The sequence below is a fragment of the Pseudomonas lalkuanensis genome (assembly GCF_008807375.1).
Taxonomy (GTDB): Bacteria; Pseudomonadota; Gammaproteobacteria; order Pseudomonadales; family Pseudomonadaceae; genus Metapseudomonas; species Metapseudomonas lalkuanensis.
Window position 1 is genome coordinate 982200 of the sequence record NZ_CP043311.1, and the last position, 26444, is coordinate 1008643.

The 26444-nt window shown below is 63.9% G+C and carries 27 protein-coding genes; 14 read left to right on the top strand and 13 right to left on the bottom strand.

Translation table 11 applies throughout. From position 1 onward, the window contains the following. The first annotated feature begins 3 nt into the window (after nt 1–3). From FXN65_RS04705 to tldD, 3 genes are all read left to right on the top strand, one after another. Nucleotides 4–3822, top strand: coding sequence for a YhdP family protein (locus FXN65_RS04705; protein WP_151131938.1), 3819 nt, complete (start codon nt 4–6; stop codon nt 3820–3822). 200 nt (nt 3823–4022) lie between these two features. Continuing rightward, a complete protein-coding gene (locus tag FXN65_RS04710; RefSeq protein ID WP_151131939.1) occupies nt 4023–4877 on the top strand; it encodes a carbon-nitrogen hydrolase family protein in 855 nt (284 codons plus the stop codon). Next, on the top strand, nt 4874–6316 hold the full coding sequence (gene tldD / locus FXN65_RS04715) for a metalloprotease TldD (protein ID WP_151131940.1): 1443 nt from the start codon (nt 4874–4876) through the stop codon (nt 6314–6316). The genes FXN65_RS04710 and tldD overlap by 4 nt, the downstream gene beginning before the upstream one ends. Before the next feature lie 18 nt (nt 6317–6334). Here tldD and yjgA read toward each other — a convergent pair whose 3' ends face one another. Beyond that, the gene (gene yjgA / locus FXN65_RS04720; protein WP_151131941.1) at nt 6335–6856 is read right to left on the bottom strand and encodes a ribosome biogenesis factor YjgA; all 522 of its coding nucleotides are present in this window, start codon (nt 6854–6856) and stop codon (nt 6335–6337) included. Between the two features lie 144 nt (nt 6857–7000). On the opposite strand from yjgA, the gene pmbA reads away from it, so the two are divergent. Next, nucleotides 7001–8347 (top strand): metalloprotease PmbA, encoded by a 1347-nt coding sequence (gene pmbA, locus FXN65_RS04725; RefSeq protein ID WP_151131942.1) that lies wholly within the window; start codon nt 7001–7003, stop codon nt 8345–8347. 66 nt (nt 8348–8413) lie between these two features. Here the strand turns inward: pmbA and FXN65_RS04730 are convergent, their stop codons facing one another. From FXN65_RS04730 to FXN65_RS04775, 10 genes are all read right to left on the bottom strand, one after another. Further along, entirely contained in the window at nt 8414–8686 is a 273-nt protein-coding gene (locus FXN65_RS04730) for an HPr family phosphocarrier protein (protein ID WP_151131943.1), read from the bottom strand. Nucleotides 8687–8702: 16 nt separating this feature from the next. Then, the gene (gene rapZ / locus FXN65_RS04735; protein ID WP_151131944.1) at nt 8703–9560 is read right to left on the bottom strand and encodes an RNase adapter RapZ; all 858 of its coding nucleotides are present in this window, start codon (nt 9558–9560) and stop codon (nt 8703–8705) included. Between the two features lie 9 nt (nt 9561–9569). Continuing rightward, on the bottom strand, nt 9570–10034 hold the full coding sequence (gene ptsN, locus FXN65_RS04740; protein ID WP_151131945.1) for a PTS IIA-like nitrogen regulatory protein PtsN: 465 nt from the start codon (nt 10032–10034) through the stop codon (nt 9570–9572). 10 nt (nt 10035–10044) lie between these two features. Further along, entirely contained in the window at nt 10045–10353 is a 309-nt protein-coding gene (gene hpf, locus FXN65_RS04745) for a ribosome hibernation-promoting factor, HPF/YfiA family (protein ID WP_016490962.1), read from the bottom strand. A gap of 84 nt (nt 10354–10437) precedes the next feature. Continuing rightward, entirely contained in the window at nt 10438–11934 is a 1497-nt protein-coding gene (locus FXN65_RS04750) for an RNA polymerase factor sigma-54 (RefSeq protein WP_151131946.1), read from the bottom strand. A gap of 147 nt (nt 11935–12081) precedes the next feature. Continuing rightward, nucleotides 12082–12807 (bottom strand): LPS export ABC transporter ATP-binding protein, encoded by a 726-nt coding sequence (gene lptB / locus FXN65_RS04755; protein ID WP_151131947.1) that lies wholly within the window; start codon nt 12805–12807, stop codon nt 12082–12084. Further along, entirely contained in the window at nt 12807–13343 is a 537-nt protein-coding gene (gene lptA, locus FXN65_RS04760; RefSeq protein ID WP_151131948.1) for a lipopolysaccharide transport periplasmic protein LptA, read from the bottom strand. Before lptA ends, lptB begins: the two co-directional genes overlap by 1 nt. After that, complete coding sequence (lptC, locus tag FXN65_RS04765; protein ID WP_151131949.1) at nt 13330–13899, bottom strand: LPS export ABC transporter periplasmic protein LptC; 570 nt, start codon at nt 13897–13899, stop codon at nt 13330–13332. The genes lptA and lptC overlap by 14 nt, the downstream gene beginning before the upstream one ends. Nucleotides 13900–13907: 8 nt before the next feature. Next, a complete protein-coding gene (locus tag FXN65_RS04770; RefSeq protein WP_151131950.1) occupies nt 13908–14432 on the bottom strand; it encodes a KdsC family phosphatase in 525 nt (174 codons plus the stop codon). After that, nucleotides 14432–15406: a KpsF/GutQ family sugar-phosphate isomerase gene (locus tag FXN65_RS04775; protein ID WP_151131951.1), complete on the bottom strand. Its 975-nt coding sequence runs from the start codon at nt 15404–15406 to the stop codon at nt 14432–14434. The genes FXN65_RS04770 and FXN65_RS04775 overlap by 1 nt, the downstream gene beginning before the upstream one ends. A gap of 231 nt (nt 15407–15637) precedes the next feature. Between FXN65_RS04775 and FXN65_RS04780 the strand changes: the two genes are divergently transcribed. The 10 genes from FXN65_RS04780 (at nt 15638) to hisC (ending at nt 23537) form a co-directional block, all read left to right on the top strand. Beyond that, a complete protein-coding gene (locus FXN65_RS04780; protein ID WP_151131952.1) occupies nt 15638–16447 on the top strand; it encodes an ATP-binding cassette domain-containing protein in 810 nt (269 codons plus the stop codon). After that, a complete protein-coding gene (gene mlaE / locus FXN65_RS04785; protein ID WP_151131953.1) occupies nt 16447–17244 on the top strand; it encodes a lipid asymmetry maintenance ABC transporter permease subunit MlaE in 798 nt (265 codons plus the stop codon). The genes FXN65_RS04780 and mlaE overlap by 1 nt, the downstream gene beginning before the upstream one ends. Further along, the gene (gene mlaD, locus FXN65_RS04790; protein WP_151131954.1) at nt 17244–17711 is read left to right on the top strand and encodes an outer membrane lipid asymmetry maintenance protein MlaD; all 468 of its coding nucleotides are present in this window, start codon (nt 17244–17246) and stop codon (nt 17709–17711) included. Before mlaE ends, mlaD begins: the two co-directional genes overlap by 1 nt. An 11-nt stretch (nt 17712–17722) precedes the next feature. After that, nucleotides 17723–18367: an MlaC/ttg2D family ABC transporter substrate-binding protein gene (locus FXN65_RS04795; RefSeq protein WP_151131955.1), complete on the top strand. Its 645-nt coding sequence runs from the start codon at nt 17723–17725 to the stop codon at nt 18365–18367. Then, the gene (locus FXN65_RS04800; protein ID WP_151131956.1) at nt 18364–18672 is read left to right on the top strand and encodes an STAS domain-containing protein; all 309 of its coding nucleotides are present in this window, start codon (nt 18364–18366) and stop codon (nt 18670–18672) included. Before FXN65_RS04795 ends, FXN65_RS04800 begins: the two co-directional genes overlap by 4 nt. 109 nt (nt 18673–18781) lie before the next feature. Further along, the gene (locus tag FXN65_RS04805) at nt 18782–19021 is read left to right on the top strand and encodes a BolA family protein (protein WP_151131957.1); all 240 of its coding nucleotides are present in this window, start codon (nt 18782–18784) and stop codon (nt 19019–19021) included. 20 nt (nt 19022–19041) lie between these two features. Continuing rightward, nucleotides 19042–20307 (top strand): UDP-N-acetylglucosamine 1-carboxyvinyltransferase, encoded by a 1266-nt coding sequence (gene murA, locus FXN65_RS04810; protein ID WP_151131958.1) that lies wholly within the window; start codon nt 19042–19044, stop codon nt 20305–20307. Nucleotides 20308–20395: 88 nt separating this feature from the next. Further along, nucleotides 20396–21031, top strand: coding sequence for an ATP phosphoribosyltransferase (hisG, locus tag FXN65_RS04815; RefSeq protein WP_151131959.1), 636 nt, complete (start codon nt 20396–20398; stop codon nt 21029–21031). A 122-nt stretch (nt 21032–21153) separates the two neighbouring features. After that, nucleotides 21154–22482 carry a histidinol dehydrogenase gene (gene hisD / locus FXN65_RS04820; RefSeq protein WP_151131960.1) on the top strand — a complete coding sequence of 443 codons (1329 nt, stop codon included), beginning with the start codon at nt 21154–21156 and terminating at the stop codon, nt 22480–22482. Between the two features lie 2 nt (nt 22483–22484). Continuing rightward, a complete protein-coding gene (gene hisC, locus FXN65_RS04825; RefSeq protein ID WP_151131961.1) occupies nt 22485–23537 on the top strand; it encodes a histidinol-phosphate transaminase in 1053 nt (350 codons plus the stop codon). 60 nt (nt 23538–23597) lie between these two features. On the opposite strand, the gene FXN65_RS04830 is transcribed toward hisC, so the two are convergent. Together FXN65_RS04830 and FXN65_RS04835 are read right to left on the bottom strand one after the other, a co-directional pair. After that, nucleotides 23598–24326, bottom strand: a complete 729-nt coding sequence (locus tag FXN65_RS04830) for a DUF4198 domain-containing protein (RefSeq protein ID WP_151131962.1) — start codon at nt 24324–24326, stop codon at nt 23598–23600. A 12-nt stretch (nt 24327–24338) separates the two neighbouring features. Then, nucleotides 24339–26438: a TonB-dependent siderophore receptor gene (locus tag FXN65_RS04835; RefSeq protein ID WP_151131963.1), complete on the bottom strand. Its 2100-nt coding sequence runs from the start codon at nt 26436–26438 to the stop codon at nt 24339–24341. Nucleotides 26439–26444: the final 6 nt, after the last annotated feature.

Sequence of the window (26444 nt, forward strand, 5' to 3'; positions counted from 1 at the left end):
TGAGTGGAAGCCCTTGCCCGCTGGTTGATGCGCATCCTGCGCTGGTCGCTGGGGCTTTGCGCCCTGTTCCTGGTGCTGGCCGCACTCTATGTCAGCCTGGGGCGCGAGCTTGTGCCCCTGGTGGCCGAGTACCGTGGCGAGGCGGAGGAAAAGGCCGCTGCCGCGCTGGGGCAACCCTTGAAGATCGGCGCCCTGGAAGGACGCTGGCACGGGCTGTCACCGCTGCTGATCGCCCATGATGTGCTCCTGGGGGAGGGCGACGGTGCCCTGCGCCTGGACCAGATCCGCGTGGTACCCGATGTGCTGGGCAGCCTGATGGTTCAACAACCGCGCATCGCACGCCTGGAACTCGACGGTGTGCAACTGACCCTGAACCAGGACGAAGCCGGCAAGTGGCATCTGCAAGGATTCGCCGCAGGTTCCGACAAGCCTTTGCCCGGCCCCCGGCAACTGCGCGACCTGCTGCGTCAGATCGGCCATGTATCGGTGTTGAACAGCCGGCTGACCCTGGCGCCCCACGGGCAGGAACCCGTTCGTTTCGACGCGATCAGCCTCGGCCTGAAAGCCACTGGCAGCCGCCAGCGGCTCGACGGCCGCCTCGCATTGCCGGATGGACAACCCCTGGCCCTGCGGCTGCGCACCCGACTCGATACCGAGGCCTGGCTGCAGGGTGAGGCGGAGCTCTATCTGAGCCTGCCGCAGACCGACTGGGCGCGGTGGCTGCCGGCAAGCCTGACCCGCGAGTGGAACCTGCAGCGCCTGCAGGCCGGCGGGGAACTCTGGGGCGAGTGGGCCAAGGGCGATCTGCAGCGCGCGGTCGCCAGGCTGCACGTGCCCGAGGCGCGCGGTGCCTATGCCGAGCGCAAGGCAGTGACCCTCAATAACCTGGCGCTGAACGCCTATTTCACCCGTACCGACGAAGGTTTCCAGGTCCTGCTCGACTCCCTGGCCGCTGATATCGGCAAGCAGCGCTGGGGCGATGCTAATCTGCGCCTCGGCCACAAGGCGGGCGAGCAACCCGAATGGTCGCTGAGTGCCGATCGCCTCGACGTGGCGCCCCTGCTGCCGGTAGTCGATGCCCTGGTGCCGCTGCCGGAGCAGGCCGCCGCCGCGGTGGCCGGCCTCAAGCCCAGGGGCGCCGTGCGCAACCTGAGCCTGCACTTCCGCCCAGGGCAGGAAGGCGCCAAGCGCCTGGAGTTCAGCAGCAACCTGGATGGCATCGGTTTCAACGCCTACCACGGCGCGCCGGCGGTCGAGAACGTCAGTGGCAGCCTGGTGGGCGACCTGTACCAGGGCGAACTGCGCCTGGATTCGAACGACTTCGCCCTGCACCTCGACCATCTCTTCCCCAAGGCCTGGCACTACCGCGAAGCCAATGCCCGGCTGACCTGGAGCCTGGACGACATCGCGTTCACCCTGGCCAGCCCCTATATGCGGCTGGAGGGCGAGGAGGGCAGCATCGCCGGCGACATGCTGATCCGCCTGATGCGTGACCCCGAGGCGGAGGACTACATGGACCTGCGCGTCGGCCTGCGCGACGGTGATGCCAAGTACACCGAGAAGTACCTGCCCACCCTTTCACCGGGGATGAGCCCCGCGCTGTCCAAATGGCTCAAGGAAGCCATCAAGGGCGGCGCGGTGGATGAAGGCTTCTTCCAGTACCAGGGCTCGCTGGCCCATGGCGCTGAGCCGTCCGCCCGTTCCCTCAGCCTGTTCTTCAAGGTGCACGATGCCGAGCTGGCCTATCAGCCCGGCTGGCCAGAGCTGCGCGAGGCCCGTGGCGACGTGTTCATCGAGGATACGGGGGTGCGGATCAAGGTGCCGGACGGACGCATCCTCGACAGCCGGGTGAGCGACGCCGAGGCCGCGGTTCCCCACGTGGAGCCGGGCGAGATACCGCGCCTGCAACTGGAAGCCAGACTGGACAGCAGCTTCACCGATGGCCTGAAGATTCTCCAGGAAGCGCCGATGGGCACCGCCAGCGTCTTCGCCGGCTGGCAGGGGCAGGGCACCCTGGATGGCAGCCTGAAACTGGACATACCGCTGGAAAAGGGTGATGCGCCCCACGTGGTGGTGGATCTCGCCACTCGCGATGCGCAGCTGAAGATCGCGCGCCCGGAGCTGGCCCTCAGCCAGCTCAAGGGCTCCTTCCGCTACGACACCGACAAGGGGCTGAGCGCACAGGACATTCGCGGCCAGGCCTTCGGGCGCGAGGTTCGCGCCAGGGCGCAGGCCGAAGGCAGCAACGGCAAGGCCCGCTCGCGCATCATCGCCAACGGCAGCATTGCCCTGGCGGACCTTGCCACCTGGCTTGGCGTCACCCAGCCGCTGCCCGCCTCGGGCAACCTACCCTACAGCCTGAACCTGAGCCTGGATGGCAAGGACAGCCAGCTGCGCATCGACTCCAATCTCAAGGGGTTGGCGGTCGATCTGCCCGCTCCGTTCGGCAAGACCGCCGATGACAGTCGCGACACCAGCTGGCGCATGACCCTGGACGGCGACGAGCGGCGCTACTGGCTCGACTACGCCGGGTTGGCCAGCCTGGCCCTGGCGGCCCCCGTGGGCAAACTGGACGACGCGCGTGGCGACCTGATGCTGGGTGGCGGGGCGGCCACCCTGCCGGGGAACAAGGGCCTGCGCGTCCGTGGCCGCGTCCCGGAACTGGACACGACGCCCTGGCTGGCGCTGGCCAAGCAATACGCACCCAGGGATGGCGCCGAGAAGGCCCGCATGCTGCGCAGCGCCAACCTGGAGATCGGCCGGTTCCAGGGTTTTGGCATGAACCTGGAGAACCTCAAGGTGAATCTGGAGCGCTCCTCCAGCGGTTGGAACCTCGGCCTGGACAGCGCCCTGATGCAGGGCACCGTGGCGATGGCCGATGCCAAGGACGCGCCGATCTCCATCCATTTGAAGCAGGTGCGCCTGCCCGAACCGCCGGAGAATGAAGCCGAGGCCGATGCCAGGCCCGATCCGCTGGCGGGCGTCGACCCGCGCCAGGTGCCGGCGCTGGACCTGCGTATCGATCAGGTCGTGCTGGGTAATTCGCCGCTGGGCGCCTGGTCCTTCAAGGCGCGGCCCAATGCCAAGGGGCTGGGTTTCAGCGACCTGGATCTCGATCTGCGGGGCTTGAAGGTCACCGGTTCGGCCGGCTGGGAAGGTACCGCCGAAAGCAGCGCCTCCTGGTACAAGGGGCGGATGGAAGGCAAGAACCTGGCGGATGTGCTCAAGGCCTGGAACTTCGCACCTTCGGCCACCAGTGAGCGCTTCCGCCTGGACGCCGACGGGCGCTGGCCGGGGTCGCCGGCCTGGGCCAGCATCAAGCGTTACTCCGGCTCCCTGGATGCCAGCCTGAACAATGGGCAGTTCGTGGAAGTCGAGGGCGGTGCCCAGGCCCTGCGGGTGTTCGGCCTGCTCAACTTCAATTCCATCGGCCGCCGCCTGCGCCTGGACTTCTCCGACCTGCTGGGCAAGGGGCTGGCCTACGATCGGGTCAAGGGATTGCTGGTGGGGAGCGATGGGCGCTTCGTCACTCGCAAGCCCATCACGCTGGAAGGTCCGTCCAGTGGCCTGGAGCTGGACGGCACCCTGGACCTCGCCGCCGATCGCATCGACGCCAAGTTGCTGGTAACCCTGCCGGTAACCAACAACCTGCCCCTGGCGGCGCTGATCGTCGGGGCGCCCGCCATCGGTGGCGCGCTGTTCGTGGTCGACAAGCTGCTGGGCGACAAGGTGGCGCGCTTCGCCAGTGTGCAATACAAGGTTGAAGGTTCGTGGAAGAACCCCAGGATCACCTTCGAAAAGCCATTTGAAAAGTCTCGTTGAAATGACCCTGTGGAAACGTCGCGAGCGAAGGTCAGGCGAAGCGAGAACAGCCAAAAAAGCGCAGTTTACGAGTTGTAAATGAGCATTTTGAGGCTGTTTTCAACGCAGCATCACCGAGCGCAGTAGTTTCCACATGGTCAGTAAAGCGAGCTTTCGCGGCTTGGGTTAGCATGCATCCCATGCCTTGTGCGGAGATTCCGATGTCCCTTGCCGTGATTCAGATGGTCAGCCAGGACGATGTCCTGGCCAACCTCGCCGATGCCCGGCGCTTGCTGGAGCAGGCCGCCGAAGGCGGCGCCCGCCTGGCGGTGCTGCCGGAGAACTTCGCGGCCATCGGCCGCCGCGACCTGGCCGACCTCGGTCGTGCCGAAGCCGAAGGCCGGGGACCGATCCTGCCTTGGCTGCGCCAGGCGGCCCGTGACCTGAAACTGTGGATAGTGGCAGGGACCTTGCCACTGCCGCCCGATGGACGGCCAGCGGACAAGGCCAACGCCTGTTCCCTGCTGATCGACGAGCACGGCGAACGGACTGCGCGCTACGACAAGATCCACCTGTTCGATGTGGACGTCGCCGACACGCGCGGTCGCTACCGCGAGTCGGATGATTATGCCCATGGCGCCCGGGTGGTGGTGGCGGACACCCCGGTGGGTCGCCTCGGCCTGACCGTCTGCTACGACCTGCGTTTTCCCGAACTCTATGGCGCCCTGCGCGAAGCCGGCGCCGAGCTGATCAGCGCGCCATCGGCCTTCACCGCCGTTACGGGGGCGGCCCACTGGCAGGTGCTGGTGCGGGCCCGCGCCATCGAAACCCAGTGCTACCTGCTGGCTGCGGGGCAGGGCGGGGTACATCCCGGTCCGCGTGAAACCTTCGGCCATTCGGCCATTGTCGATCCCTGGGGGCGGGTGCTGGCTGAGCAGCCCAGAGGTGAGGCCGTATTGCTCGCCCGGCGTGACGCCGATGAACAGGTGGCCATTCGCCAGCGCATGCCCGTGAGCACCCACAGAAGATTCATGACGCCGGCCGTTCCCGGGCCGGCGCGAACGGAGAAGTTATGAGCGACCTCTTGTTGTCCGTCAGCGAGCATCTGCTGGCGCCTGGTGATCTCAGTATCGAGCAGTTGCCGGAGATACTCGGTGAGCTGGCCGGCCCTGGCATCGATGCCGCCGACCTCTATTTCCAGGGGCAGATTTCCGAGTCCTGGGTGCTGGAAGACGGCATCGTCAAGGAAGGCAGCTTCAATCTCGACCAGGGAGTGGGCGTGCGCGCCCAGTCCGGCGAGAAGACCGGTTTCGCCTACAGCAATGCCATCACCGCTGATGCCCTGCGCCAGGCGGCGCGGGCTGCGCGCTCGATTTCCCGGGCGGGGCAGGAAGGCCGTGTGCAGGCATTCGCCAGTCCGCAGATCACCCGTCTCTACGATTCCGGCAGCCCGCTGGATGTGATCAGCCGTGCCGAGAAGGTCGAGCTGCTGAAGCAGGTCGATGCCGCCACCCGTGCGCTGGACCCGCGCATCAAGCAGGTCACCGTTAGCATGGCCGGTGTCTGGGAACGCATCCTGATCGCCGCCAGCGATGGCAGCCTGGGCGCCGATGTCCGTCCCCTGGTGCGCTTCAACGTCAGCGTCATCGTCGAGCAGAATGGTCGCCGCGAGCGTGGTGGCCACGGCGGTGGCGGGCGTACCGACTACCGCTATTTCCTCCAGGAAGACCGCGCCATGGGGTATGCCCGTGAGGCGTTGCGCCAGGCCCTGGTCAATCTGGAAGCCATTCCCGCGCCGGCCGGAACCCTGCCGGTGGTGATGGGCGCTGGCTGGTCCGGGGTGTTGCTGCACGAAGCGGTGGGCCATGGTCTGGAAGGCGACTTCAACCGCAAGGGCAGTTCGGCTTACAGCGGCCGTATCGGCGAGCGGGTCGCCTCCAGCCTTTGCACCATCGTGGATGACGGGACCCTGGCTTACCGCCGCGGCTCCCTCAGCGTCGATGACGAAGGCACCCCGACCCAGTGCACCACGCTGATCGAGAATGGCGTGCTCAAGGGGTACATGCAGGACAAACTCAATGCGCGCCTGATGAAGGTGGCGCGCACCGGCAACGGTCGTCGCGAGTCCTATGCGCACCTGCCGATGCCGCGCATGACCAACACCTACATGCTGGCCGGCAAGAGCGACCCGCAGGAAATCATCGCGTCGGTGGAGCGTGGCATCTACTGCGCGAACCTTGGTGGCGGCCAGGTGGACATCACCAGCGGCAAGTTCGTCTTCTCCACCAGCGAGGCGTACCTGATCGAGAATGGCAAGATCACGGCCCCGGTGAAAGGTGCGACCCTGATCGGCAACGGCCCCGAGGCCATGAGCCGGGTGTCCATGGTCGGCAACGACCTGGCGCTGGATAGCGGCGTGGGTACCTGCGGCAAGGACGGTCAGTCGGTGCCGGTCGGTGTGGGTCAGCCGACCCTCAAGATCGACGCGATTACCGTCGGTGGGACGGGGGCCTGATGGCGGCCCCCGGAAGGATCAACGCAAGCCGCGCTTGGCTTCGTCCAGGTCGCGGATGTATTTGAACACCTTGCGCGCAGCGGCCGGCGGTTTGTTGTGGGCCGCTTCGTGCTGGGCATGACGGATCAGGCCGCGCAGGTGCTGGCGGTCGGTATCCGGATAGTCGGCGACGAAGCTCTCCAGGGCGGCATCGCCACCTTCGATCAGGCGGTCACGCCAGCGCTCCAGGGCGTGGAAACGCTCGTTGTACTCGCGGGTGGAGCTGTCGAGCTGGTCGATCAGGCTGACGATGGCCTCGACGTCCTGCTCACGCATGAGCTTGCCGATGTACTGGATGTGCCGTTTGCGGGCGACGTGCGCCTTGTGCTTCGGCGCTTCGGCCAGGGCCTTTTGCAGGGCGTCGGTCAGCGGCAGCTTGGCCAGCACGTCGGCCTTGAAGGTGGTCAGGCGCTCACCGAGCTCCTGCAGGGCATGCAGCTCGCGTTTGACCTGGGATTTGCTCTTCTCTCCGGAGAAGTCGTCGTCGAAGAATTCAGACATGGGGGTGGTCCAGTTGGAAACGCCGCCATGATAACCAGTCGGGGCCGCGTTGTCCGGCCCGGCTGGCGCCGCCGGAGCGCGGTACGTGCGGCAAGGCGCCCGGTTGCGCCCGCCGCGTCGAGGAATTTTTGAGCTGGAGTGGCTATGAGTGAAGTAGAAGTGGTCGGCCCGGAAGCATTGCCGGAATTGCAGGCGCGGGTCGAACGCATCCTCGCCGAAGCCCGGCGCCAGGGCGCCAGTGCTTGTGAGGTGGCTGTTTCAGTGGAGCAGGGATTGTCCACCAGTGTTCGCCAGGGCGAGGTGGAAACAGTCGAATTCAACCGCGACCAGGGCTTCGGCATAACCCTGTATGTCGGCCAGCGCAAAGGCTCGGCCAGCACCTCGGCAAGCGGTGAGGATGCGATCCGCGAAACCGTGGCTGCGGCCCTGGCCATTGCGAAACATGCATCCGAAGACGAGTGCGCCGGCCTTGCCGATGCAGCCCTGATGGCCCGCGACCTGCCGGAACTCGACCTCTACCATCCCTGGGCGATCACCCCCGAGCAGGCCGTGGAGCAGGCGCTGATCTGCGAGGCGGCCGCGTTCGAGACCGACAAGCGCGTCAGCAAGGCGGACGGCACCACCCTCAATACCCATCAGGGTTGCCGGGTGTATGGCAACAGCCACGGTTTCGTCGGCGGTTACGCCAGCACCCGGCACAGTCTGAGCTGCGTGATGATCGCCGAGGCGCAGGGGCAGATGCAGCGTGACTACTGGTATGACGTCAGCCGCATTGGCAGCCAGCTTGCCGATCCGGCCAGCATCGGTCGCCGCGCTGCCGAACGTACCGCGGCTCGCCTGGGCGCGCGGCCAGTACCCACCTGCGAGGTACCGGTACTGTTCGCCGCGGAGCTTGCGACCGGACTGTTCGGCAGCTTCCTTGGAGCCATTTCCGGCGGCAACCTGTACCGCAAGTCCTCCTTCCTCGAAGGCGCCCTGGGCCAGCGGCTGTTCCCCGAGTGGCTGTCCATCGACGAGCGTCCGCATATCCCGCGCGCGATGGCCAGTGCGGCCTTCGACAACGATGGCCTGGCGACCTATGCCAAGCCCTTCGTCGAGAAAGGTGAACTGGTTTCCTACATCCTGGGCACCTACTCCGGGCGCAAGCTGGGGCTACCCAGCACGGCCAATGCAGGCGGCGTGCACAACCTCTTCGTCAGCCACGGCCAGGAAGACCAGGCAGCGCTGCTGCGGCGCATGGGCCGCGGCCTGCTGGTGACCGAGCTGATGGGGCAGGGGCTGAACATGGTCACTGGGGACTATTCCCGCGGTGCCGCCGGTTACTGGGTGGAGAATGGGGAGATCCAGTTCCCGGTCCAGGAAGTGACCATCGCCGGCAATCTCAAGGACATGTTCCGCCAGATCCTCGCTGTGGGCAGCGACCTGGAACTGCGCGGCAACATCCGAACCGGCTCGGTGCTCATCGAGAAGATGACGGTGGCCGGTAGCTGAGGTGGCCTGTTGCCAGAATTAAAAACGCGCCCTGATGGGCGCGTTTTTCGTTGGAGCAGATGACGGTCATTCACCTTCGTCGAACTTGTTGTTGATCAGGTCGATCAACGCATTCAGGGCGTCGTCGTCCTGATCGCCTTCGGTGTGCAGGTGAATGGGAGTGCCTTTGCCGGCTGCCAGCATCATCACGGCCATGATGCTCTTGCCGTCCACCAGGCTCTCGGGAGAGCGGCCCACGCGGATCTGGCAGGGGAAGCGACCGGCCACCCCAACGAACTTCGCCGCGGCCCGGGCGTGCAGGCCGAGCTTGTTGATGATGGTGATCTCGCAGGCTGGCATCGCGTTTCCAATCCTTCTAACTGAGGTCGCGGTGGCGAACCTGGACATTCTTCAAACTGGGTTTCAGCGCCGCACCCAGGCGCTCGGCGATGTAGACCGAACGATGGTGGCCCCCGGTGCAGCCAATGGCGATCGTGACGTAGGCGCGATTGCTGGCGGCAAAGCGCGGCAGCCACTTGCTCAGGTAGCCGAGGATATCCTGATACATCTCTTCGACATCAGGCTGCCCGGCAAGGTACTCGGCGACAGCCGGCGCGAGTCCCGAATGATCGCGCAGCTCAGGCTTCCAGTACGGGTTGGGCAGGCAGCGCACGTCGAACACCAGGTCGGCGTCCACCGGCATGCCACGCTTGAAGCCGAAGGATTCGATCAGGAATGCGGTGCCAGGTTCAGGCTGATTCAGCAGGCGCAGCTTGATGGTGTCGCGCAGCTGGTAAAGGTTGAGATGCGTGGTGTCGATCTTCAGGTCGGCGAGATCGGCAATGGGCGCCAACAGCACTTCCTCGTCCCGGATGGCTTCGGCCAGGGAGCGGTTGTCGTTGGTCAGCGGGTGGCGCCGGCGGGTTTCCGAAAAGCGCTTGAGCAGCGTGTCGTGGTCGGCATCGAGGTACAGCACATCGCACTTGATGTGGCGACTGCGGGCCTCGGTGAGCAACTCGGGAAAACGCTGCAGCTGGCTGGGCAGGTTCCGTGCGTCGATGGAGACAGCAACCTGGGGTTCCAGCAGCTCGGTGTGCAGCAGGGCCCGTTCGGCCAGTTCGGGAAGCAGGCCAGCGGGCAGGTTGTCGATGCAGTAGAAACCGTGGTCCTCGAGGACATCGAGGGCGGTACTCTTGCCCGACCCGGAGCGGCCGCTGACGATGATCAGGCGCATGGAGGAACCTTAACGCCCGCTCTGCACGTCCACTACCACCTGGTAGAGGCTGGTGCTGTCGGGCGCCTGGCGCAGGCGCTCGCGCACATCGCTGCGGTCGAGCATGCTGGCGATCTGGCGGAGCAGTTCAAGGTGTTCATCGGTGGCGGCTTCCGGGACCAGCAGCACGAAAAGCAGGTCAACCGGGGCGCCATCGATGGCGTCGAAATCGACTGGAGCATCAAGGCGCAGCACGGCGCTGATGGGCGACGTACAGCCAGTGAGGCGGCAGTGGGGAATGGCGATGCCGTTGCCGAAACCGGTGGAGCCGAGTTTCTCCCGGGCTACCAGGCTTTCGAAGATGTCCTGGTTGTCGAGGTCGGGAAGGTCGCGAGCGACCAGCTTGGCGATCTGTTCCAGTACACGTTTCTTGCTGCCGCCCGGCACGTTCACGAGGGAACGGCCGGGGGTCAGGATTTGCTCGAGTCGGATCATAGAGGAGGGGTCAGCGGGCGGTGGCACCCTGCTGGCGGTTCAATTGCTTTTCCTTGTGCTTGATCAGTTGGCGATCGAGCTTGTCGGTAAGCAGGTCGATGGCGGCGTACATGTCTTCATGCTCCGCGTTGGCAACGACTTCGCCGCCGGCGATGTGCAAAGTGGCTTCGATTTTCTGTTTGAGTTTTTCGACCTGCATGATCACCTGAACGTTGGTGATTCGGTCGAAGTGGCGCTCCAGACGGTCGAACTTCTCGACAACGTAGTTGCGCAGGGCGTCGGTCACATCCAGTTGATGTCCACTGATGTTGACTTGCATACCGCTTTCTCCTTATTGCCCGTGTATAAGAGACAGGCTAACGGGCCTGCCACCGGAACACTTTGGCGTGGGTCAATTTCCGCGTCACATCAGTCGCTTGCGTTCGCTGGAAGGGGCAATCCCAAGGGATTCGCGATACTTGGCTACTGTGCGACGGGCCACTTGAATGCCCTGTGCTTCCAGTAAACCAGCGATCTTGCTGTCGCTCAACGGCTTTTTCGGATTTTCCGCTGCGACCAGTTTCTTGATGATGGCGCGGATTGCGGTAGACGAACATTCACCGCCTTCGGAGGTGCTTACGTGGCTGGAGAAGAAGTACTTCAGCTCGTAGATTCCGCGGGGAGTGTGCATGTATTTCTGGGTAGTCACGCGCGAGATGGTGGACTCGTGCATGCCAACGGCTTCAGCGATGTCGTGCAGGACGAGAGGCTTCATCGCCTCGTCGCCGTATTCCAGGAAGCCGCGCTGGTGCTCGACGATTTGGGTGGCGACCTTCATTAGCGTCTCGTTGCGGCTCTGCAGGCTCTTGATGAACCAGCGCGCCTCCTGGAGCTGATTGCGCATGAAGGTGTTGTCCGCGCTGGAGTCGGCGCGCCGGACGAATCCGGCATAGTGCGGATTGACCCGCAGGCGCGGCACGGCCTCCTGGTTCAGTTCTACCAGCCAGCGTTCGTTGTGCTTGCGGACGATGACATCCGGTACCACGTATTCGGGTTCGCTGGCTTCGATCTGGGAACCGGGGCGCGGATTCAGCCCCTGGATCAGTTCGATGACCTGGCGCAGTTCGTCTTCCTTGACCTTCATGCGGCGCATCAGCTGGCTGTAGTCGCGGCTGCCGAGCAGGTCGAGGAAGTCACCAGCCAGACGCTGGGCCTCGACCAGCCAGCGAGTGCCTGGAGGCAGCTGGCGCAGTTGCAGGAGCAGGCACTCGCGCAGGTCGCGGGCAGCAACGCCAGCGGGTTCGAATTGCTGGATGCGATGCAGGACGACTTCGACTTCGTCCAGTTCGATACCGAGCTCCGGATCGAAGGCCTCGACTATCTCGGAGAGGGGCTCCTCAAGGTAGCCGTCGTTGTTGATGCAATCGATCAGGGTGACCGCGATCAGGCGGTCGGTGTCGGACATGGGCGCCAGGTTGAGTTGCCAGAGCAGGTGGCTCTGCAGGCTTTCGCCAACCGAAGTGCGGGACGTGAAGTCCCACTCGTCGTCATCGTTGCTCGGCAGGCTGCTGGCGCTGGTCTGGTAGACATCTTCCCAGGCCGTGTCGACGGGGAGTTCGCTGGGGATGCGCTCGTGCCACTCGCCATCTTCCATGGCTTCGGCATTGGTCTCGACGCTGGACTCCTGGAAACTGGATTCCTGGCTGCCGGAATTAGGCTGCTGGTCACCTTCGGCCATGGGGTCGGAGGTGTCGAAATCGTCGCCATCCTCCTGCCGCTCGAGCATCGGGTTGGACTCCAGCGCTTCCTGGATCTCCTGCTGGAGATCCAAGGTGGAGAGTTGGAGCAGGCGAATGGCCTGTTGCAGCTGCGGGGTCATCGTCAGCTGCTGGCCCATCTTGAGGACTAGCGATGGTTTCATGGCAGAGGGCTTAGCACCTTATTCGCCGGCGCTTGCGCGCCATCCACTACAGGGCGCCGCAGCGCCACCAGGAAGCAAATTATATGCCTGACCTTGAAGGATTTTCCTAGCCCGCGCAACCCGTCTTGTAGGCGTGGTTGCGGGAAACTACAGGCGGAACTCGTGGCCCAGGTAGACTTCCTTCACCAACTGGTTGGCCAGGATGGCTTCCGCATCACCTTCGGCGATCAGTTGTCCGTCACTGACAATGTAGGCGGTCTCGCAGATGTCCAGGGTCTCGCGGACGTTGTGGTCGGTGATGAGTACACCGATCCCCTTCGCCTTGAGGTGGTGGATGATCTGCTTGATGTCGCCCACGGAAATCGGGTCCACACCGGCGAAGGGTTCGTCCAGCAGGATGAATTTGGGGGCCGTGGCCAGCGCGCGGGCGATTTCCACGCGACGGCGCTCACCGCCCGACAGGCTCATGCCGAGGCTGTCACGGATGTGGCTGATATGGAATTCCTGCAGCAGGCTCTCCAGCTCCTTGCGGCGTGCGGAGCGATCGAGGTCCTTGCGGGTCTCGAGGATCGCCATGATGTTGTCCGCCACACTGAGCTTGCGGAAGATCGAGGCTTCCTGCGGCAGGTAGCCGATGCCGGCACGGGCGCGGCCGTGCATCGGCTGGTGGGTGACGTCCTGCTGGTCGATCAGGACGCGTCCCTGGTCGGCTTTGACCAGGCCCACGATCATGTAGAAGCAGGTGGTCTTGCCCGCGCCGTTGGGGCCGAGGAGGCCTACGATCTGACCGCTGTCGATGGACAGGCTGACGTCGCGGACCACCTGACGGCTCTTGTAGCTCTTGGCCAGGTGCTGGGCTTTGAGAGTCGCCATTACTGTGCTTTCTGCTCTTTCTTCTTCGGCTGGATGACCATGTCGATCCGCGGACGCGGAGTGGTCACGTTACCGCCGGTGGCGCGGCCTGCGTTGACGATCTGGCGCTGGGTGTCGTAGACGATCTTCTCGCCTTCGAAGGTGTTGCCTTCCTGTACGACCTTGGCCTGGTCGAGCAGAATGATGCGCTCGTTGGCGGCGAAGTACTGGATGGTCAGGCCGTAGGCCTTGACGATCTGCTTGTCGACTGCCGGCTTCTGCTCGTAGTACGCGGGCTTGCCGACCGAGGTGAAGACCTCGATATCGCCATTGGTGTCCTGGGTGATGGTAACGGTGTCGCCGGTGATCTTGAGGGTTCCCTGGGTGATCACGACGTTGCCGCGGTACACCGCGACGCCCTGCTTGTCATCGAGCTCGGCGCTGTCGGCTTGTACGCGAATCGGCTGGTCGCGGTCCGTGGGCAGTGCCCAGGCGGCGGCACTTCCGAGTGCGGTGCCCAGGCTGAGCAACAGGGGGAGGGTATTAACGAACCTCATGCTGGCCTCTTACGTTGGACTGCAGGAGCATCCTGCTGTCATTCAAGTACGCTTTCATTCCTTGTGCCGTGGTCACCCCATTGGCCGCTTCGATTCTAACGGCTTGCTGGGTCTGCGCATATTCCTGATCGGGGAACACGGTCAGCCGGCTGGTGGTCAGGATGGTCGGACGACCCTTGGCATCGGTGCGCGCCACCCGGACCTTCTCGATCAGTTCGACCTGCTTGCCCTCGGGACCCACTTCGCCGCGCTCGCTCTGCACGTGCCAGGGGAAGGCAGTGCCACGGTGCAGGAGCAGGTCGGGAGTGGTCAGCAGTGTGACATCAGTGGCCTTCATATGTTCGAGGCGCGTGGCAGTCAGCTCGTAATGGAGTTTGCCGTCCTCCTGGAACTGGGTGCTCTTGCCATTTTCGACATAGAAGTCGATGGCGTTGTCATTGCCCGTCGCGGTCGTGCGATCCATGAAGCTTTCGGGGCGGATGTTCCAGTAACCCAGGGCAATGAATAGCGCTGCAATAGGAATCAGGATGAGCGCCAGGCGGATGTTCTTCGGCATGTCGGACCTCAGAGGTAGGCGGCTTGGGCCGCTTCCAGGCTGCCCTGGGCGCGCAGGATGAGTTCGCAGAACTCACGGGCCGCGCCTTCGCCGCCGCGTGCCTGGGTAACGCCATGGGCGTGCTGGCGCACGAAGGCGTCGGCATTGGCCACCGCCATACCGAGGCCGACACGGCGGATCACCGGCAGGTCGGGCAGGTCGTCGCCCAGATAGGCGACCTGGTCATGGGTCAGGCCGAGTTCCGCAAGAAGGCCGTCGAGTACCACCAGCTTGTCTTCGCGGCCCTGGAACAGGTGCTGGATGCCGAGGTTCTGCGCGCGACGCTCGACCACCTCGGATTGGCGGCCGCTGATGATTGCAGTGCGTACACCAGCGTTCATCAGCATCTTGATGCCATGGCCATCGAGTGTGTTGAAGGTCTTGAATTCGCCGCCACCAGGCAGGAAGTAGAGGCGGCCATCGGTCAGTACGCCGTCGACATCGAATACGGCCAGGCGAACGGCCTTGGCGCGGGCGAGGAGTTCGTTGCTCATCAGATCACTCCGGCACGGGTCATGTCGTGGATGTGCAGGGCGCCGATGGGGCGGTCGTCTTCATCGACGACGACGAGCACGTTGATCTTGTGGTCGTCCATGATTTTCAGGGCTTCGGCGGCGAGCATGTCCGGGCGCACGGTCTTGCCATGGACGGTCATGACGTCATCGATGCTGGCCTGGCGCACGTCGACGCCCTTGTCCAGGGTGCGGCGCAGGTCCCCGTCGGTGAAGATGCCGGCGAGGTGGCCGTCGTCTTCCACCACCGCGGTCATGCCCAGGCCCTTGCGGGTCATTTCCAGCAGCGCTTCGCGCAGTGGAGTGCCGCGGGCGACTCTGGGGAGGCTGTCGCCACCATGCATGATGTTCTCCACTTTCAGCAGCAGGCGACGGCCAAGGGCTCCGCCCGGATGGGAGAAGGCGAAATCCTCGGCAGTGAAGCCGCGGGCTTCCAGCAGCGCGATAGCCAGCGCGTCGCCCAGCACCAGGGCCGCGGTGGTGGAGGAGGTGGGGGCCAGGTTCAGCGGGCAGGCTTCCTGGGCCACACGGGCATCCAGATTGGCCGCTGCGGCCTTGGCCAGCGGCGAATCCGGATTGCCGGTGAGACTGATCAGGGTGATGCCCAGGCGCTTGATCAGCGGCAGCAGGGTCACGATTTCGGCGGTGGAGCCGGAGTTGGACAGGGCCAGCACCACGTCCTCGCGGGTGATCATGCCCATGTCGCCATGGCTGGCTTCGGCCGGGTGTACGAAGAAGGACGGCGTGCCGGTGCTGGCCAGGGTGGCGGCAATCTTGTTGCCGACATGTCCGGACTTGCCCATGCCTACGACTACAACGCGTCCCTTGCAGGCCAGGATGAGCTCGCAGGCGCGAACGAAATCGGCGTCGATGCGCGGCAGAAGGGCATCGATCGCCTCGCGTTCGAGCTGGATAGTGCGTTGTGCGGACTTGATGAGATCGCTGGATTGGCTCATGGAAGGCGTGCAGTTGCCGAAGAAAAAGACAGCGATTATAGCGATAAAGGTGATTTAGCTCACGCGCCAATGCCGTGGATGCTGTCGCAAAGCTGAACAGACCCTGGAGCGGCCTTGGGAGGCGCATTGGCGCGGTGATATAGTTCGCGTCTTGTTCGGCCCGTCCTGGGCGGGGTGTCCTTCCGTTAGGGCGCGTCGTCTCTCAGGGAGGCTGTATCGCAAGGAGTCTAGATGAGCGCCGAAAACGCCTATGCCGTCGAGTTGAAGGGGGTGACCTTCAAGCGCGGCACGCGCAGCATTTTCCAAGATGTCGACATTCGTATCCCGCGCGGCAAGGTCACCGGCATCATGGGGCCTTCCGGTTGCGGGAAGACCACGTTGCTGCGCCTGATTGCGGCTCAACTCAAGCCCGCAAGCGGCGAAGTCTGGGTCAACGGCCAGAACCTGCCCAAGCTCTCCCGCGCCGACCTGTTCGACATGCGCAAGCAGTTCGGCGTGCTGTTCCAGAGCGGCGCGCTGTTCACCGATCTCGACGTGTTCGAGAACGTCGCTTTCCCCCTTCGGGTGCACACCAAGCTTCCCGAGGAAATGATTCGTGACATTGTCCTGATGAAGCTCCAGGCCGTCGGCCTGCGTGGCGCCATCGAGCTGATGCCGGATGAACTGTCCGGAGGCATGAAGCGTCGCGTCGCGCTGGCCCGCGCCATTGCCCTCGATCCGCAGATCCTGATGTACGACGAGCCGTTCGTCGGTCAGGACCCCATCGCCATGGGCGTGCTGGTGCGTCTGATCCGCCTTCTCAACGACGCCCTTGGCATCACCAGCATAGTGGTATCCCACGACCTGGCGGAAACCGCCAGCATCGCCGACTACATCTATGTGGTGGGTGATGCCCAGGTGCTGGGGCAGGGGACTCCGGACGAGCTGATGAATTCCGATAACCCGCGTATCCGCCAGTTCATGCAAGGCATTCCGGATGGTCCGGTGCCCTTCCATTTCCCGGCACCGGATTACCGCAAAGTCTTGCTGGGGGGGCGCTGATGCGCAAGAAATCCTTGCTCGAGCGCATTCGCCTGCTCGGGCGTTCCGGTCTGGACGTGGTGGAGGCGCTTGGGCGCTCCACGCTCTTCCTGATGCATGCCCTGTTCGGTCGCACCGGCGTCGGCCAGGGCTTCCACTTGCTGGTCAAGCAGCTCTACGCCGTCGGCGTGTTGTCGCTGGCGATCATCGTGGTGTCGGGCATATTCATCGGCATGGTGCTGGCCCTGCAGGGCTATAACATCCTGGTCGACTATGGTTCCGAACAGGCCGTGGGACAGATGGTTGCACTGACCCTGCTGCGCGAGCTCGGTCCGGTGGTAACCGGCCTGCTCTTCGCGGGCCGCGCGGGTTCTGCCCTGACCGCCGAAATCGGCAACATGAAGTCCACCGAGCAGCTCTCCAGCCTGGAGATGATCGGTGTCGATCCGCTCAAATACATCATTGCCCCGCGCCTCTGGGCGGGCTTCATCTCGATGCCGCTGCTGGCGATGATCTTCAGCGTGGTGGGCATCTGGGGGGGCGCCATGGTGGCCGTGGATTGGCTGGGAGTCTATGAGGGCTCTTTCTGGTCCAATATGCAGAGCAGTGTGCAATTCACCGAGGATGTGCTGAACGGCGTGGTCAAGAGCGTCGTCTTTGCCTTCGTCGTGACCTGGATCGCCGTGTTCCAGGGCTATGACTGCGAGCCGACCTCGGAAGGGATCAGCCGCGCTACGACTAAAACCGTGGTCTATGCCTCTCTGGCCGTGCTGGGGCTGGACTTCATCCTGACCGCCTTGATGTTTGGAGATTTCTGATGCAAATCCGCACCTTGGAGATTGGTGTCGGCCTGTTCCTCCTGGCCGGTATCCTGGCCTTGCTGCTTCTGGCCCTGCGGGTCAGCGGTCTGTCGTATGCCGCCAATGGCGATACCTACAAGCTTTATGCTCATTTCGACAATATTGCCGGTTTGACTGTCAGAGCGAAGGTAACCATGGCCGGTGTCACCATTGGCAAGGTCACGGCCATCGATCTTGATCGCGACAGCTATACCGGCCGCGTCACGATGGAAGTCGAGAAGCGCGTGGACAACCTGCCCGCCGACTCCACTGCTTCCATCCTCACGGCTGGTCTGCTGGGCGAGAAGTACGTCGGCATCAGCGTTGGTGGTGACGAAGAGCTGCTCAAGGATGGCGGTACCATCCGTGACACCCAGTCGGCCCTGGTGCTGGAAGACCTGATCGGCAAGTTCCTGCTGAACACGGTCAACAAAGAAAGCAAATGAGGATTCGAACGATGATGAAAGCCCTGCGAAACGGCCTGCTGGTGCTGCTGGCGGCACTGCCCCTGTTTGCCACTGCCGCGCCGAGCGCGCACGACGTGGTAAAGCAGACGACCGACCAGCTGCTCGCTGACCTCAAGGCCAACAAGCAGCAGTATCGCAGCGACCCGAACGCGTTCTATGACGCCCTGAACAGCATCCTTGGTCCGGTGGTGGATGCCGACGGCATCTCCCGCAGCATCATGACAGTGAAGTACTCACGCAAGGCTACGCCCGAACAGATGACGCGCTTCCAGGAGAACTTCAAGCGCAGCCTGATCCAGTTCTACGGCAATGCCCTGCTGGAGTACGACAACCAGGAAATCCGCGTGCTGCCGGCCAAGCAGGAAGACCCCGAGCGCACCAGCATCGGCATGGAGGTCAAGGGTAGCAACGGCGCCATCTACCCCGTCTCCTACACCATGGTGAACATCAACGGGCAGTGGATGCTGCGCAACGTGATCATCAACGGCATCAACATCGGCAAGCTGTTCCGTGACCAGTTCGCCGACACCATGCAGCGCAATGGCAACGACCTCGACAAGACCATCAATGGTTGGTCTGAAGTGGTTGCCAAGGCCAAGGAATCCGAAGAAGCCAAGAAGGCAGGCGGCCAATGAGTGACGCCCGTATCGAGCAGGCCGCTCCGGGCGAGCTGCGCCTGGTCGGAGTGCTCGACTACAGCACCGGACCGCAACTGCGTGAGAAGGGTGGACAGCTGATCCGTGCGAGCAACGGCGAGGCTCTGCTGCTGGACTGCTCCGCAGTGGAGAAGACCAGCAGCGTCGGGTTGGCCCTGCTGCTGGCTTTCCTGCGCGACGCCGAAGCCGCCGGCAAGGCGGTGAAGGTGCGTGGAATGCCCGAAGACATGCGGCAGATCGCCGAAGTCTCCGGTGTGACCGAGCTCCTGCCCATCGAGGCCTGAGCCGGTCCAACGGCCCTCCGTCAGGCCCCGCGTACGCGGGGTTCGCAGGCGGAGGGCTTTTTTGTATCATGGCCGACCCGCGCGCGTTGGGCGCCGATTGAGGTTGAGCATGCAGGCCGTAGAAGTGAAAAGCCTCCTGGAGGCAAAACTGCCAGGTACCCAGGTGGAAGTTGAAGGGGAAGGCTGCAATTTCCAGCTGAACCTGATCAGCGATGAGCTGGCCGGCCTGAGCCCGGTGAAGCGTCAGCAGCAGGTATACGCCCACCTGAACGCCTGGATCGCCGATGGCAGCATCCATGCCGTCACCATGAAATTCTTCAGCCGGGCCGACTGGGCCGGGCGTTCCTGAGCCCAGCTTCCGAGAGAGCAATGGACAAACTGATTATTACCGGCGGTCAACGCCTCGATGGCGAGATCCGCATTTCCGGCGCCAAGAACTCCGCGCTGCCGATCCTGGCCGCTACGCTGCTGGCCGACACTCCGGTCACCGTGGCCAACCTGCCGCACCTGCACGACATCACCACCATGATCGAGCTTTTCGGTCGCATGGGCGTGCAGCCTGTGATCGACGAGAAGCTGGCCGTCGAAGTCGACGCCAGCAGCATCAAGACCCTGGTCGCGCCTTACGAGCTGGTCAAGACCATGCGCGCCTCCATCCTGGTGCTGGGCCCCATGGTCGCCCGCTTCGGTGAAGCCGAAGTGGCTCTGCCCGGCGGCTGCGCCATTGGCTCCCGCCCTGTGGACCTGCACATCCGTGGCCTGGAGGCCATGGGTGCGAAGATCGACGTCGAGGGTGGCTACATCAAGGCCCGCGCCCCGGCCGGTGGTCTGCGTGGCGCCAACTTCTTCTTCGATACCGTCAGCGTGACCGGTACCGAGAACATCATGATGGCCGCTGCCCTGGCCAACGGTCGCACTGTGCTGCAGAACGCCGCCCGCGAGCCGGAAGTGGTCGACCTGGCCAACTGCCTGAATGCCATGGGCGCGCAGATCCAGGGTGCCGGTACCGACACCATCACCATCGACGGTGTGAAGCGTCTTGGTGGTGCCCGCTACAACGTGATGCCCGACCGTATCGAAACCGGTACCTACCTGGTAGCCGCGGCCGCCACCGGTGGCCGCGTCAAACTCAAGGACACCGATCCGACCATCCTCGAGGCCGTGCTGCAGAAGCTGGAAGAGGCCGGTGCCCATATCAACACGGGCAACAACTGGATCGAGCTGGACATGAAGGGCAATCGCCCGAAGGCAGTCAACGTGCGCACTGCGCCGTACCCTGCATTCCCCACCGATATGCAGGCCCAGTTCATTTCCATGAACGCCGTGGCCGAAGGCACCGGTGCCGTGATCGAGACCGTGTTCGAGAACCGCTTCATGCACGTCTATGAAATGAACCGCATGGGCGCGCAGATCCTGGTTGAAGGCAATACCGCCATCGTCACCGGCGTTCCGAAGCTCAAGGGTGCACCGGTCATGGCCACCGACCTGCGGGCTTCCGCCAGCCTGGTGATCGCCGGCCTGGTGGCCGAGGGCGATACCCTGATCGACCGCATCTACCACATCGACCGTGGTTACGAGTGCATCGAAGAAAAACTGCAGTTGCTCGGCGCCAAGATCCGCCGCGTGCCGGGTTAGGTCGCCTTGCTGGCCGGCCCCGATCGGGGCCGGTCGTAGCGACCGCGCAACAGGCCCCAAGGGGCCGTAGCCAAGGAAAACCAGTTTCATGCTCACCATCGCGCTGTCCAAGGGCCGCATTCTCGACGATACCCTGCCGTTGCTCGCCGAAGCCGGCATCGTGCCCACCGAGAATCCGGACAAGAGCCGCAAGCTGATCATCCCCACTACCCAGGAGGATGTGCGCCTGCTCATCGTGCGTGCCACTGACGTGCCGACCTACGTCGAGCATGGCGCGGCCGATCTCGGCGTTGCCGGCAAGGACGTGCTGATGGAGTACGGTGGCCAGGGCCTGTACGAGCCCCTGGACCTCAGGATCGCCTGCTGCAAACTGATGACTGCCGGAGCCATCGGCGCGCCCGAACCCAAGGGCCGCCTGCGTGTCGCCACCAAGTTCGTCAACGTTGCCAAGCGCTACTACGCCGAACAGGGCCGCCAGGTCGACGTGATCAAGCTGTACGGCTCGATGGAACTGGCGCCTCTGGTTGGACTGGCCGACAAGATCATCGACGTCGTCGACACCGGCAACACCCTGCGCGCCAACGGCCTGGAACCCCAGGAACTGATCGCCACCATCAGCTCGCGCCTGATCGTCAACAAGGCATCGATGAAGATGCAGCACGCGCGCATCCAGGCGCTGATCGAAGTGCTGCGCAACGCCGTCGAATCCCGACACCAAAGCTGACACCTGAGTGCGGCCCTGCGCCGCACGCGCCTATCCGTGTCATAGCCAATATTCTCGGGTGCCCGCACGGTGGGCTTGCTACTCTAGCGGCGCCCGAGCAATTGCCATTCATGAGGCCCGCTATGACTGCTCCAATCGCCATCCGCCGACTCAACGCCGCTGATCCGGATTTCGCGCGACACCTGGATCATCTGCTGAGCTGGGAAAGCGTGTCCGACGAAGCGGTCAACCAGCGTGTCCTCGACATCATCCAGGCCGTTCGCGAGCGCGGCGATGCCGCGGTTGTCGAGTTCACCCAGCGCTTCGATGGCGTGCAGGCGACCTCCATGGCCGACCTGATCCTGCCGCGTGAGCGCCTGGAACTGGCCCTGACCCGCATCACCGCAGAGCAGCGCAAGGCGCTGGAAACCGCCGCAGCTCGCGTACGCAGCTACCACGAAAAGCAGAAGCAGGATTCATGGACCTACACCGAAGCCGACGGCACCGTGCTGGGTCAGCAGGTCACCCCGCTGGATCGCGCCGGTCTTTACGTGCCCGGTGGCAAGGCGTCCTATCCGTCGTCCGTGCTGATGAACGCGATTCCCGCCAAGGTCGCCGGCGTCGCCGAAGTGGTGATGGTGGTGCCGACGCCGCGTGGCGAGATCAACGAAATCGTCCTGGCTGCCGCCTGCGTGGCTGGCGTTGACCGCGTCTTCACCATCGGTGGCGCCCAGGCCGTGGCCGCATTGGCCTACGGCACCGAGAGCGTGCCCCAGGTGGACAAGATCGTCGGCCCGGGCAACATCTACGTCGCCACTGCCAAGCGCCATGTCTTCGGCCAGGTCGGTATCGACATGATCGCCGGCCCTTCGGAGATCCTCGTGGTCTGCGACGGCGGTACCGATCCGGACTGGATCGCCATGGACCTGTTCTCCCAGGCCGAGCACGACGAGGACGCCCAGGCCATCCTGGTCAGCCCCGACGCCGCATTCCTCGACAAGGTGGCCGCCAGCATCGACAAGCTGTTGCCGACCATGGAGCGTGCCGAGATCATTCGTACCTCGCTGCAGAACCGTGGTGCGTTGATCCTGGTGGCCGATCAGGCCCAGGCCTGCCAGGTGGCCAATCGCATCGCCCCCGAACACCTGGAGCTGTCCGTCGCCGATCCGCAGGCCTGGCTGCCGCACATTCGTCACGCGGGCGCCATTTTCATGGGCCGTTACACCGCCGAGGCACTGGGCGACTACTGCGCCGGCCCGAACCACGTGCTACCGACTTCCGGTACTGCACGCTTCTCGTCGCCGCTGGGTGTGTATGACTTCCAGAAGCGTTCGTCGATCATCTTCTGCTCGGCCGACGGCGCGTCCGAACTGGGCAAGACCGCGTCCGTCCTGGCGCGTGGCGAGTCCCTGACCGCCCACGCGCGCAGCGCCGAGTACCGCATCGCTTCTAACAAAGGGCAGGGGGAGTGAGCATGAGCAAGTTCTGGAGTCCCTTCGTCAAGGACCTGGTGCCCTACGTTCCGGGCGAGCAGCCCAAGCTGGCGAAGCTGGTCAAGCTGAACACCAACGAGAACCCCTATGGCCCGTCGCCCAAGGCGATCGCGGCCATGCAGGCGGAAGTCGGCGACAACCTGCGTCTCTACCCGGACCCCAACAGCGACCGCCTGAAGCAAGCGGTGGCCGACTACTACGGCGTGCAGACGAACCAGGTGTTCGTCGGCAATGGTTCGGACGAGGTCCTGGCCCACGCATTCCACGGGCTGTTCCAGCACGGCAAGCCGCTGCTGTTCCCGGACGTGACCTACAGCTTCTATCCGGTTTACTGCGGTCTCTACGGCATCCCTTTCGAGGCGCTGCCGCTGGACGAGCAGTTCCAGATCCGCGTCGAAGATTATCTGCGTCCCAATGGCGGCATCATCTTCCCCAATCCCAACGCGCCCACGGGCTGCCTGCTGGCGCTGGAGGCCATCGAGCGTCTGCTCAAGGCCAATCCGGATACGGTGGTGGTGGTGGATGAGGCCTACATCGACTTCGGGGGTGAAACCGCCATCAGTCTGGTGGACCGCTATCCGAACCTGCTGGTCACCCAGACGCTGTCCAAGTCCCGCTCCCTGGCGGGATTGCGTGTCGGCCTGGCAGTAGGGCATCCCGACCTCATCGAGGCGCTGGAGCGGATCAAGAACAGCTTCAACTCCTACCCGCTGGACCGCATGGCCATCGTTGGCGCCGCAGTTGCGTTCGAGGACAAGGCCTACTTCGAGGAAACCTGCCGCAAGGTGATCGGCAGCCGCGAGCAGTTGGTGGCCGAACTGGGCAAGCTGGGCTTCGAAGTACTGCCGTCGGCAGCCAACTTCGTCTTCGCCCGCCACCCGCAGAAGGACGCCGCCGGCATCGCCGCAGGGTTGCGTGAGCAGGGCGTGATCGTTCGTCACTTCAAGCAGGAGCGTATTGCCCAGTTCCTTCGCATCACCATCGGCACGCCGGAGCAGAACCAGGCACTGCTGGATGCCCTCGGCTCGCTCTGAGCCGCAGGGAAATGAAAGAAGCCGAGCGCGGGTCACCGCCTCGGCTTTTTTCTTGCGCGCTTACTCGTGGTGGGGCGCGCCGAGGAAGGTCAACGAACTGAACAGGCCTTGCTGTTTGACGTCGGGATCGTTCGGCGTATCCAGGGTCACCTGGGCAGCGATGATGTTCAGTCCGGCATTGCGCACCATGACCTGAGCGCGGCCCTCGGCATCGGTCTTCGCACTGACGGCATCAGGCTCGCCACGATAGTCGCCAATCAACTCGATACCGGCAACCGGCTTGCCATCGAGCAGGACCTTTACCGGCAACGGCTTGCCCGGCCCGACTTCCAGGGGATCGACTTCTGGCACGATAGCCAGGCGAATGCGCCTGATCTCCGGCAATTGGGCGCCGCGCTGATAGAAGGCCAGGCTGTACTTCCAGGTATGAATGGAGGCGACCGCGCCGGGTACCTGTCTTTGGCCCAGGTTGATCCACTGCTTGTCGGCGGTTTGCGACCAGGGGCCGTTGTCCAGGGCTACGGCCAGGGTCGCCGCGGCTTTCAGGGGTTTGAGTCGGGCATGGTCCGTGAGGCGCTCGACGGTTACCGGGATCATCCGGCCCTGTTCGTCGAAGGCCCAGGCGCCGCTGACTTTCTCCGCCTTGAAGGCGTCGTCTTCGGCACCATGGCCGTAGATCACCTCGATGTTGCCGCGTCGTTGTTCGGTCCACAGGCCATGGGCCTGCACGTTGCCGGTGAGGAGGGCGGCGAGGATGGGGGTGACGAGGAAGCGCTTATCCAGTCGCATGGAGGTTCCTTTTCAGAGGTCGAGGGTGAGGCTGAGGTTGAAGTTGCGGGGCTCGCCCGGCATGACCCAGACGCTGTTGTAGGAGCGTTCGTAGTACTTGCGGTCGAAGAGGTTGTTGATGTTCAGGCCGACCCTTACCCGCTCGCTGGCCTTGTAGTGGGCGAGCAGGTCGACGGTGCTGTAAGCGGGTAGTTCGAACTGGCTGCCGGCCTGCCCGGAGCGGTCACCGACATGGTTGAAGGCGGCACCGACATCCGAGCCGCGAAGGTGCCCGTCCTGGAATTCGTAGACGGCGAGCAGGCTGCCGCTGTGCTTTGGTATGCCAAGCAGTCGGCTGCCTTCGGGGAGGACGTTGTCCCTGGTGACTTCTGCGTCGATGTAGGCGTAGGCGCCGATGATTCGCAGGGCTTCGGTCAACTGGCCGCTGACCTGCAGATCCAGGCCCTGGCTTCGTGCCCGGCCGGCGGCGATGTTCTGCCCCGGCTCGTTCGGGTCTGCGGTCAGCACGTTTTCCTTGTCGATGTGGAAGAGTGCGACCGTGGTCCCGAGACGGCCTTCCAGCAGGTCGAGCTTGAGACCGGCTTCCTTGCCCAGTCCTTTCTCGGGTTCGAATACGGTGCCCTGGCTGCCAATGGTGTTGGGTTTGACCGAAGTGGCCGCGTTGGCGAACAGGCCGATCTCCGGTGTCAGTTGGTAGAGCAGGCCGCTGCGCAGGGTCAAGCTGTCCTTGTGCTGGTCGTTTCGGACGCTGGTGGTGCGATTCTGTGCGGACTGTTCGAAATGCTCGAAGCGCGCGCCGATCAGCCCCTTCCATCCGCCACCGAAGTCGATCTGATCCTGCAGGTTCAGCGCGTGGCTTTCCACCTGCTCGAAGAAGTCGTTGGGATTGACCAGTGCCGGCTTCGGCTTGCCGTACACCGGGTTGTAGATGTCCTGCCCGTAGTCCAGGGAAGCGAGGCTCTGTGGATATTTCTGGCTGTTGCGGTAGTTCTCGTACTCCAGTCCGGCGAGGGTCTGGTGCAGCCAGCTGCCAGTCTCGAACAGGCCATGCAGCTCCAGCTGGGTAATGCTGTCGTTCCACTCGAAGTCACGCTGCCGGTAGAAGCGGCTGACCTGATTGCCGATCAGCCGCGACGCTTCCGTGGCGTCGCCTTGCAGGTGTCCCTGGGCGTAGTGGTTGGCCAGGCGGATCTTCCATGTCTCGTCGAGATGGTGTTCGAGGCTGGCCTGGAACATCTGGTTGCGGTTGCGGATATCGCCGTCGTCGGGCTCGCCAAGGAAGGTGGAACGCTTGACTGCGCCCATTTCGCCGTTGACCGCGGGAATGCCGCGATCGAACACCGAGTCGTGCTGGACGAACTCGGTTTCCAGCAGCAGGCGGGTATCGGGGCTGGCTTGCCAGCTCAGCGACGGGCTGACGACCAGGCGCTGATTGCCGATATGGTCGCGGAAACTGCCGTTGTCCTCCGTTGCCAGGTTGATGCGCGAAAGCAGCCTGTCCTCCCCGCCGAGCGGAGCGTTGACATCCAGGCTGGCGCGATAGCGATCCCAGCTTCCCGCGCTGGCCTTGAAACGGGAGAAGGTTTCGGCCTGGGGCTTCTTGGTGACGATGTTCACCGTGCCGCCCGGATCGCCACGGCCGTAAAGGCTGGCGGCAGGCCCCTTGAGCACTTCGATGCGCTCGATGCCGGAAGCGTCCGGTGAGCTGTAGCTGCCGCGATTGATGGCAAAGCCATTCTTGTACAGCTCGCCGGTGGTGAAGCCGCGAATGCTGTAGGAGAGGAAGGTCAACCCGCCGAAGTTGTTCTGTCGCGATACGCCGCCGGCAAAATCCAGCGCGCGATCGAGGCGGGTGGTATCCAGGTCATCCAGCACCTGTGCCGGAATCACACTGATAGCCTGGGGAATGTCGCGGATATCGGTATCGGTACGGGTGGCGCTGGCCGAACGGGTGGCGCGATAGCCTTGTACCGGGCCGTCGGCGCTTTCCTGGCGGCGGCTGTCGATCTGGATCTCGTCCAGCAGCAGCGGGAGGGCGGTTTCGGCGGCAGTGGCTTCACCCAGGAGGCTCAACAGCAGTCCGGTGGCGGGCGCAAGGTGACGGTGAGGCATCGAATG

What these genes read in the sequence shown, in the direction of transcription:
- mlaE (WP_151131953.1), top strand. Translation starts at nt 16,447, where the DNA reads ATGCGCAAGAAATCCTTGCTCGAGCGCATTCGCCTGCTCGGGCGTTCC.
- tldD (WP_151131940.1), top strand. Translation starts at nt 4,874, where the DNA reads ATGAGCGACCTCTTGTTGTCCGTCAGCGAGCATCTGCTGGCGCCTGGT.
- ptsN (WP_151131945.1), bottom strand. Translation starts at nt 10,034, where the DNA reads ATGATCCGACTCGAGCAAATCCTGACCCCCGGCCGTTCCCTCGTGAAC.
- FXN65_RS04830 (WP_151131962.1), bottom strand. Translation starts at nt 24,326, where the DNA reads ATGCGACTGGATAAGCGCTTCCTCGTCACCCCCATCCTCGCCGCCCTC.
- murA (WP_151131958.1), top strand. Translation starts at nt 19,042, where the DNA reads ATGGACAAACTGATTATTACCGGCGGTCAACGCCTCGATGGCGAGATC.
- pmbA (WP_151131942.1), top strand. Translation starts at nt 7,001, where the DNA reads ATGAGTGAAGTAGAAGTGGTCGGCCCGGAAGCATTGCCGGAATTGCAG.
- hisG (WP_151131959.1), top strand. Translation starts at nt 20,396, where the DNA reads ATGCTCACCATCGCGCTGTCCAAGGGCCGCATTCTCGACGATACCCTG.
- FXN65_RS04795 (WP_151131955.1), top strand. Translation starts at nt 17,723, where the DNA reads ATGATGAAAGCCCTGCGAAACGGCCTGCTGGTGCTGCTGGCGGCACTG.
- FXN65_RS04750 (WP_151131946.1), bottom strand. Translation starts at nt 11,934, where the DNA reads ATGAAACCATCGCTAGTCCTCAAGATGGGCCAGCAGCTGACGATGACC.
- FXN65_RS04775 (WP_151131951.1), bottom strand. Translation starts at nt 15,406, where the DNA reads ATGAGCCAATCCAGCGATCTCATCAAGTCCGCACAACGCACTATCCAG.
- yjgA (WP_151131941.1), bottom strand. Translation starts at nt 6,856, where the DNA reads ATGTCTGAATTCTTCGACGACGACTTCTCCGGAGAGAAGAGCAAATCC.
- FXN65_RS04710 (WP_151131939.1), top strand. Translation starts at nt 4,023, where the DNA reads ATGTCCCTTGCCGTGATTCAGATGGTCAGCCAGGACGATGTCCTGGCC.
- FXN65_RS04800 (WP_151131956.1), top strand. Translation starts at nt 18,364, where the DNA reads ATGAGTGACGCCCGTATCGAGCAGGCCGCTCCGGGCGAGCTGCGCCTG.
- mlaD (WP_151131954.1), top strand. Translation starts at nt 17,244, where the DNA reads ATGCAAATCCGCACCTTGGAGATTGGTGTCGGCCTGTTCCTCCTGGCC.
- FXN65_RS04835 (WP_151131963.1), bottom strand. Translation starts at nt 26,438, where the DNA reads ATGCCTCACCGTCACCTTGCGCCCGCCACCGGACTGCTGTTGAGCCTC.
- FXN65_RS04730 (WP_151131943.1), bottom strand. Translation starts at nt 8,686, where the DNA reads ATGCCAGCCTGCGAGATCACCATCATCAACAAGCTCGGCCTGCACGCC.
- hisC (WP_151131961.1), top strand. Translation starts at nt 22,485, where the DNA reads ATGAGCAAGTTCTGGAGTCCCTTCGTCAAGGACCTGGTGCCCTACGTT.
- hisD (WP_151131960.1), top strand. Translation starts at nt 21,154, where the DNA reads ATGACTGCTCCAATCGCCATCCGCCGACTCAACGCCGCTGATCCGGAT.
- lptA (WP_151131948.1), bottom strand. Translation starts at nt 13,343, where the DNA reads ATGAGGTTCGTTAATACCCTCCCCCTGTTGCTCAGCCTGGGCACCGCA.
- FXN65_RS04780 (WP_151131952.1), top strand. Translation starts at nt 15,638, where the DNA reads ATGAGCGCCGAAAACGCCTATGCCGTCGAGTTGAAGGGGGTGACCTTC.
- lptB (WP_151131947.1), bottom strand. Translation starts at nt 12,807, where the DNA reads ATGGCGACTCTCAAAGCCCAGCACCTGGCCAAGAGCTACAAGAGCCGT.
- hpf (WP_016490962.1), bottom strand. Translation starts at nt 10,353, where the DNA reads ATGCAAGTCAACATCAGTGGACATCAACTGGATGTGACCGACGCCCTG.
- FXN65_RS04770 (WP_151131950.1), bottom strand. Translation starts at nt 14,432, where the DNA reads ATGAGCAACGAACTCCTCGCCCGCGCCAAGGCCGTTCGCCTGGCCGTA.
- lptC (WP_151131949.1), bottom strand. Translation starts at nt 13,899, where the DNA reads ATGCCGAAGAACATCCGCCTGGCGCTCATCCTGATTCCTATTGCAGCG.
- rapZ (WP_151131944.1), bottom strand. Translation starts at nt 9,560, where the DNA reads ATGCGCCTGATCATCGTCAGCGGCCGCTCCGGGTCGGGCAAGAGTACC.
- FXN65_RS04805 (WP_151131957.1), top strand. Translation starts at nt 18,782, where the DNA reads ATGCAGGCCGTAGAAGTGAAAAGCCTCCTGGAGGCAAAACTGCCAGGT.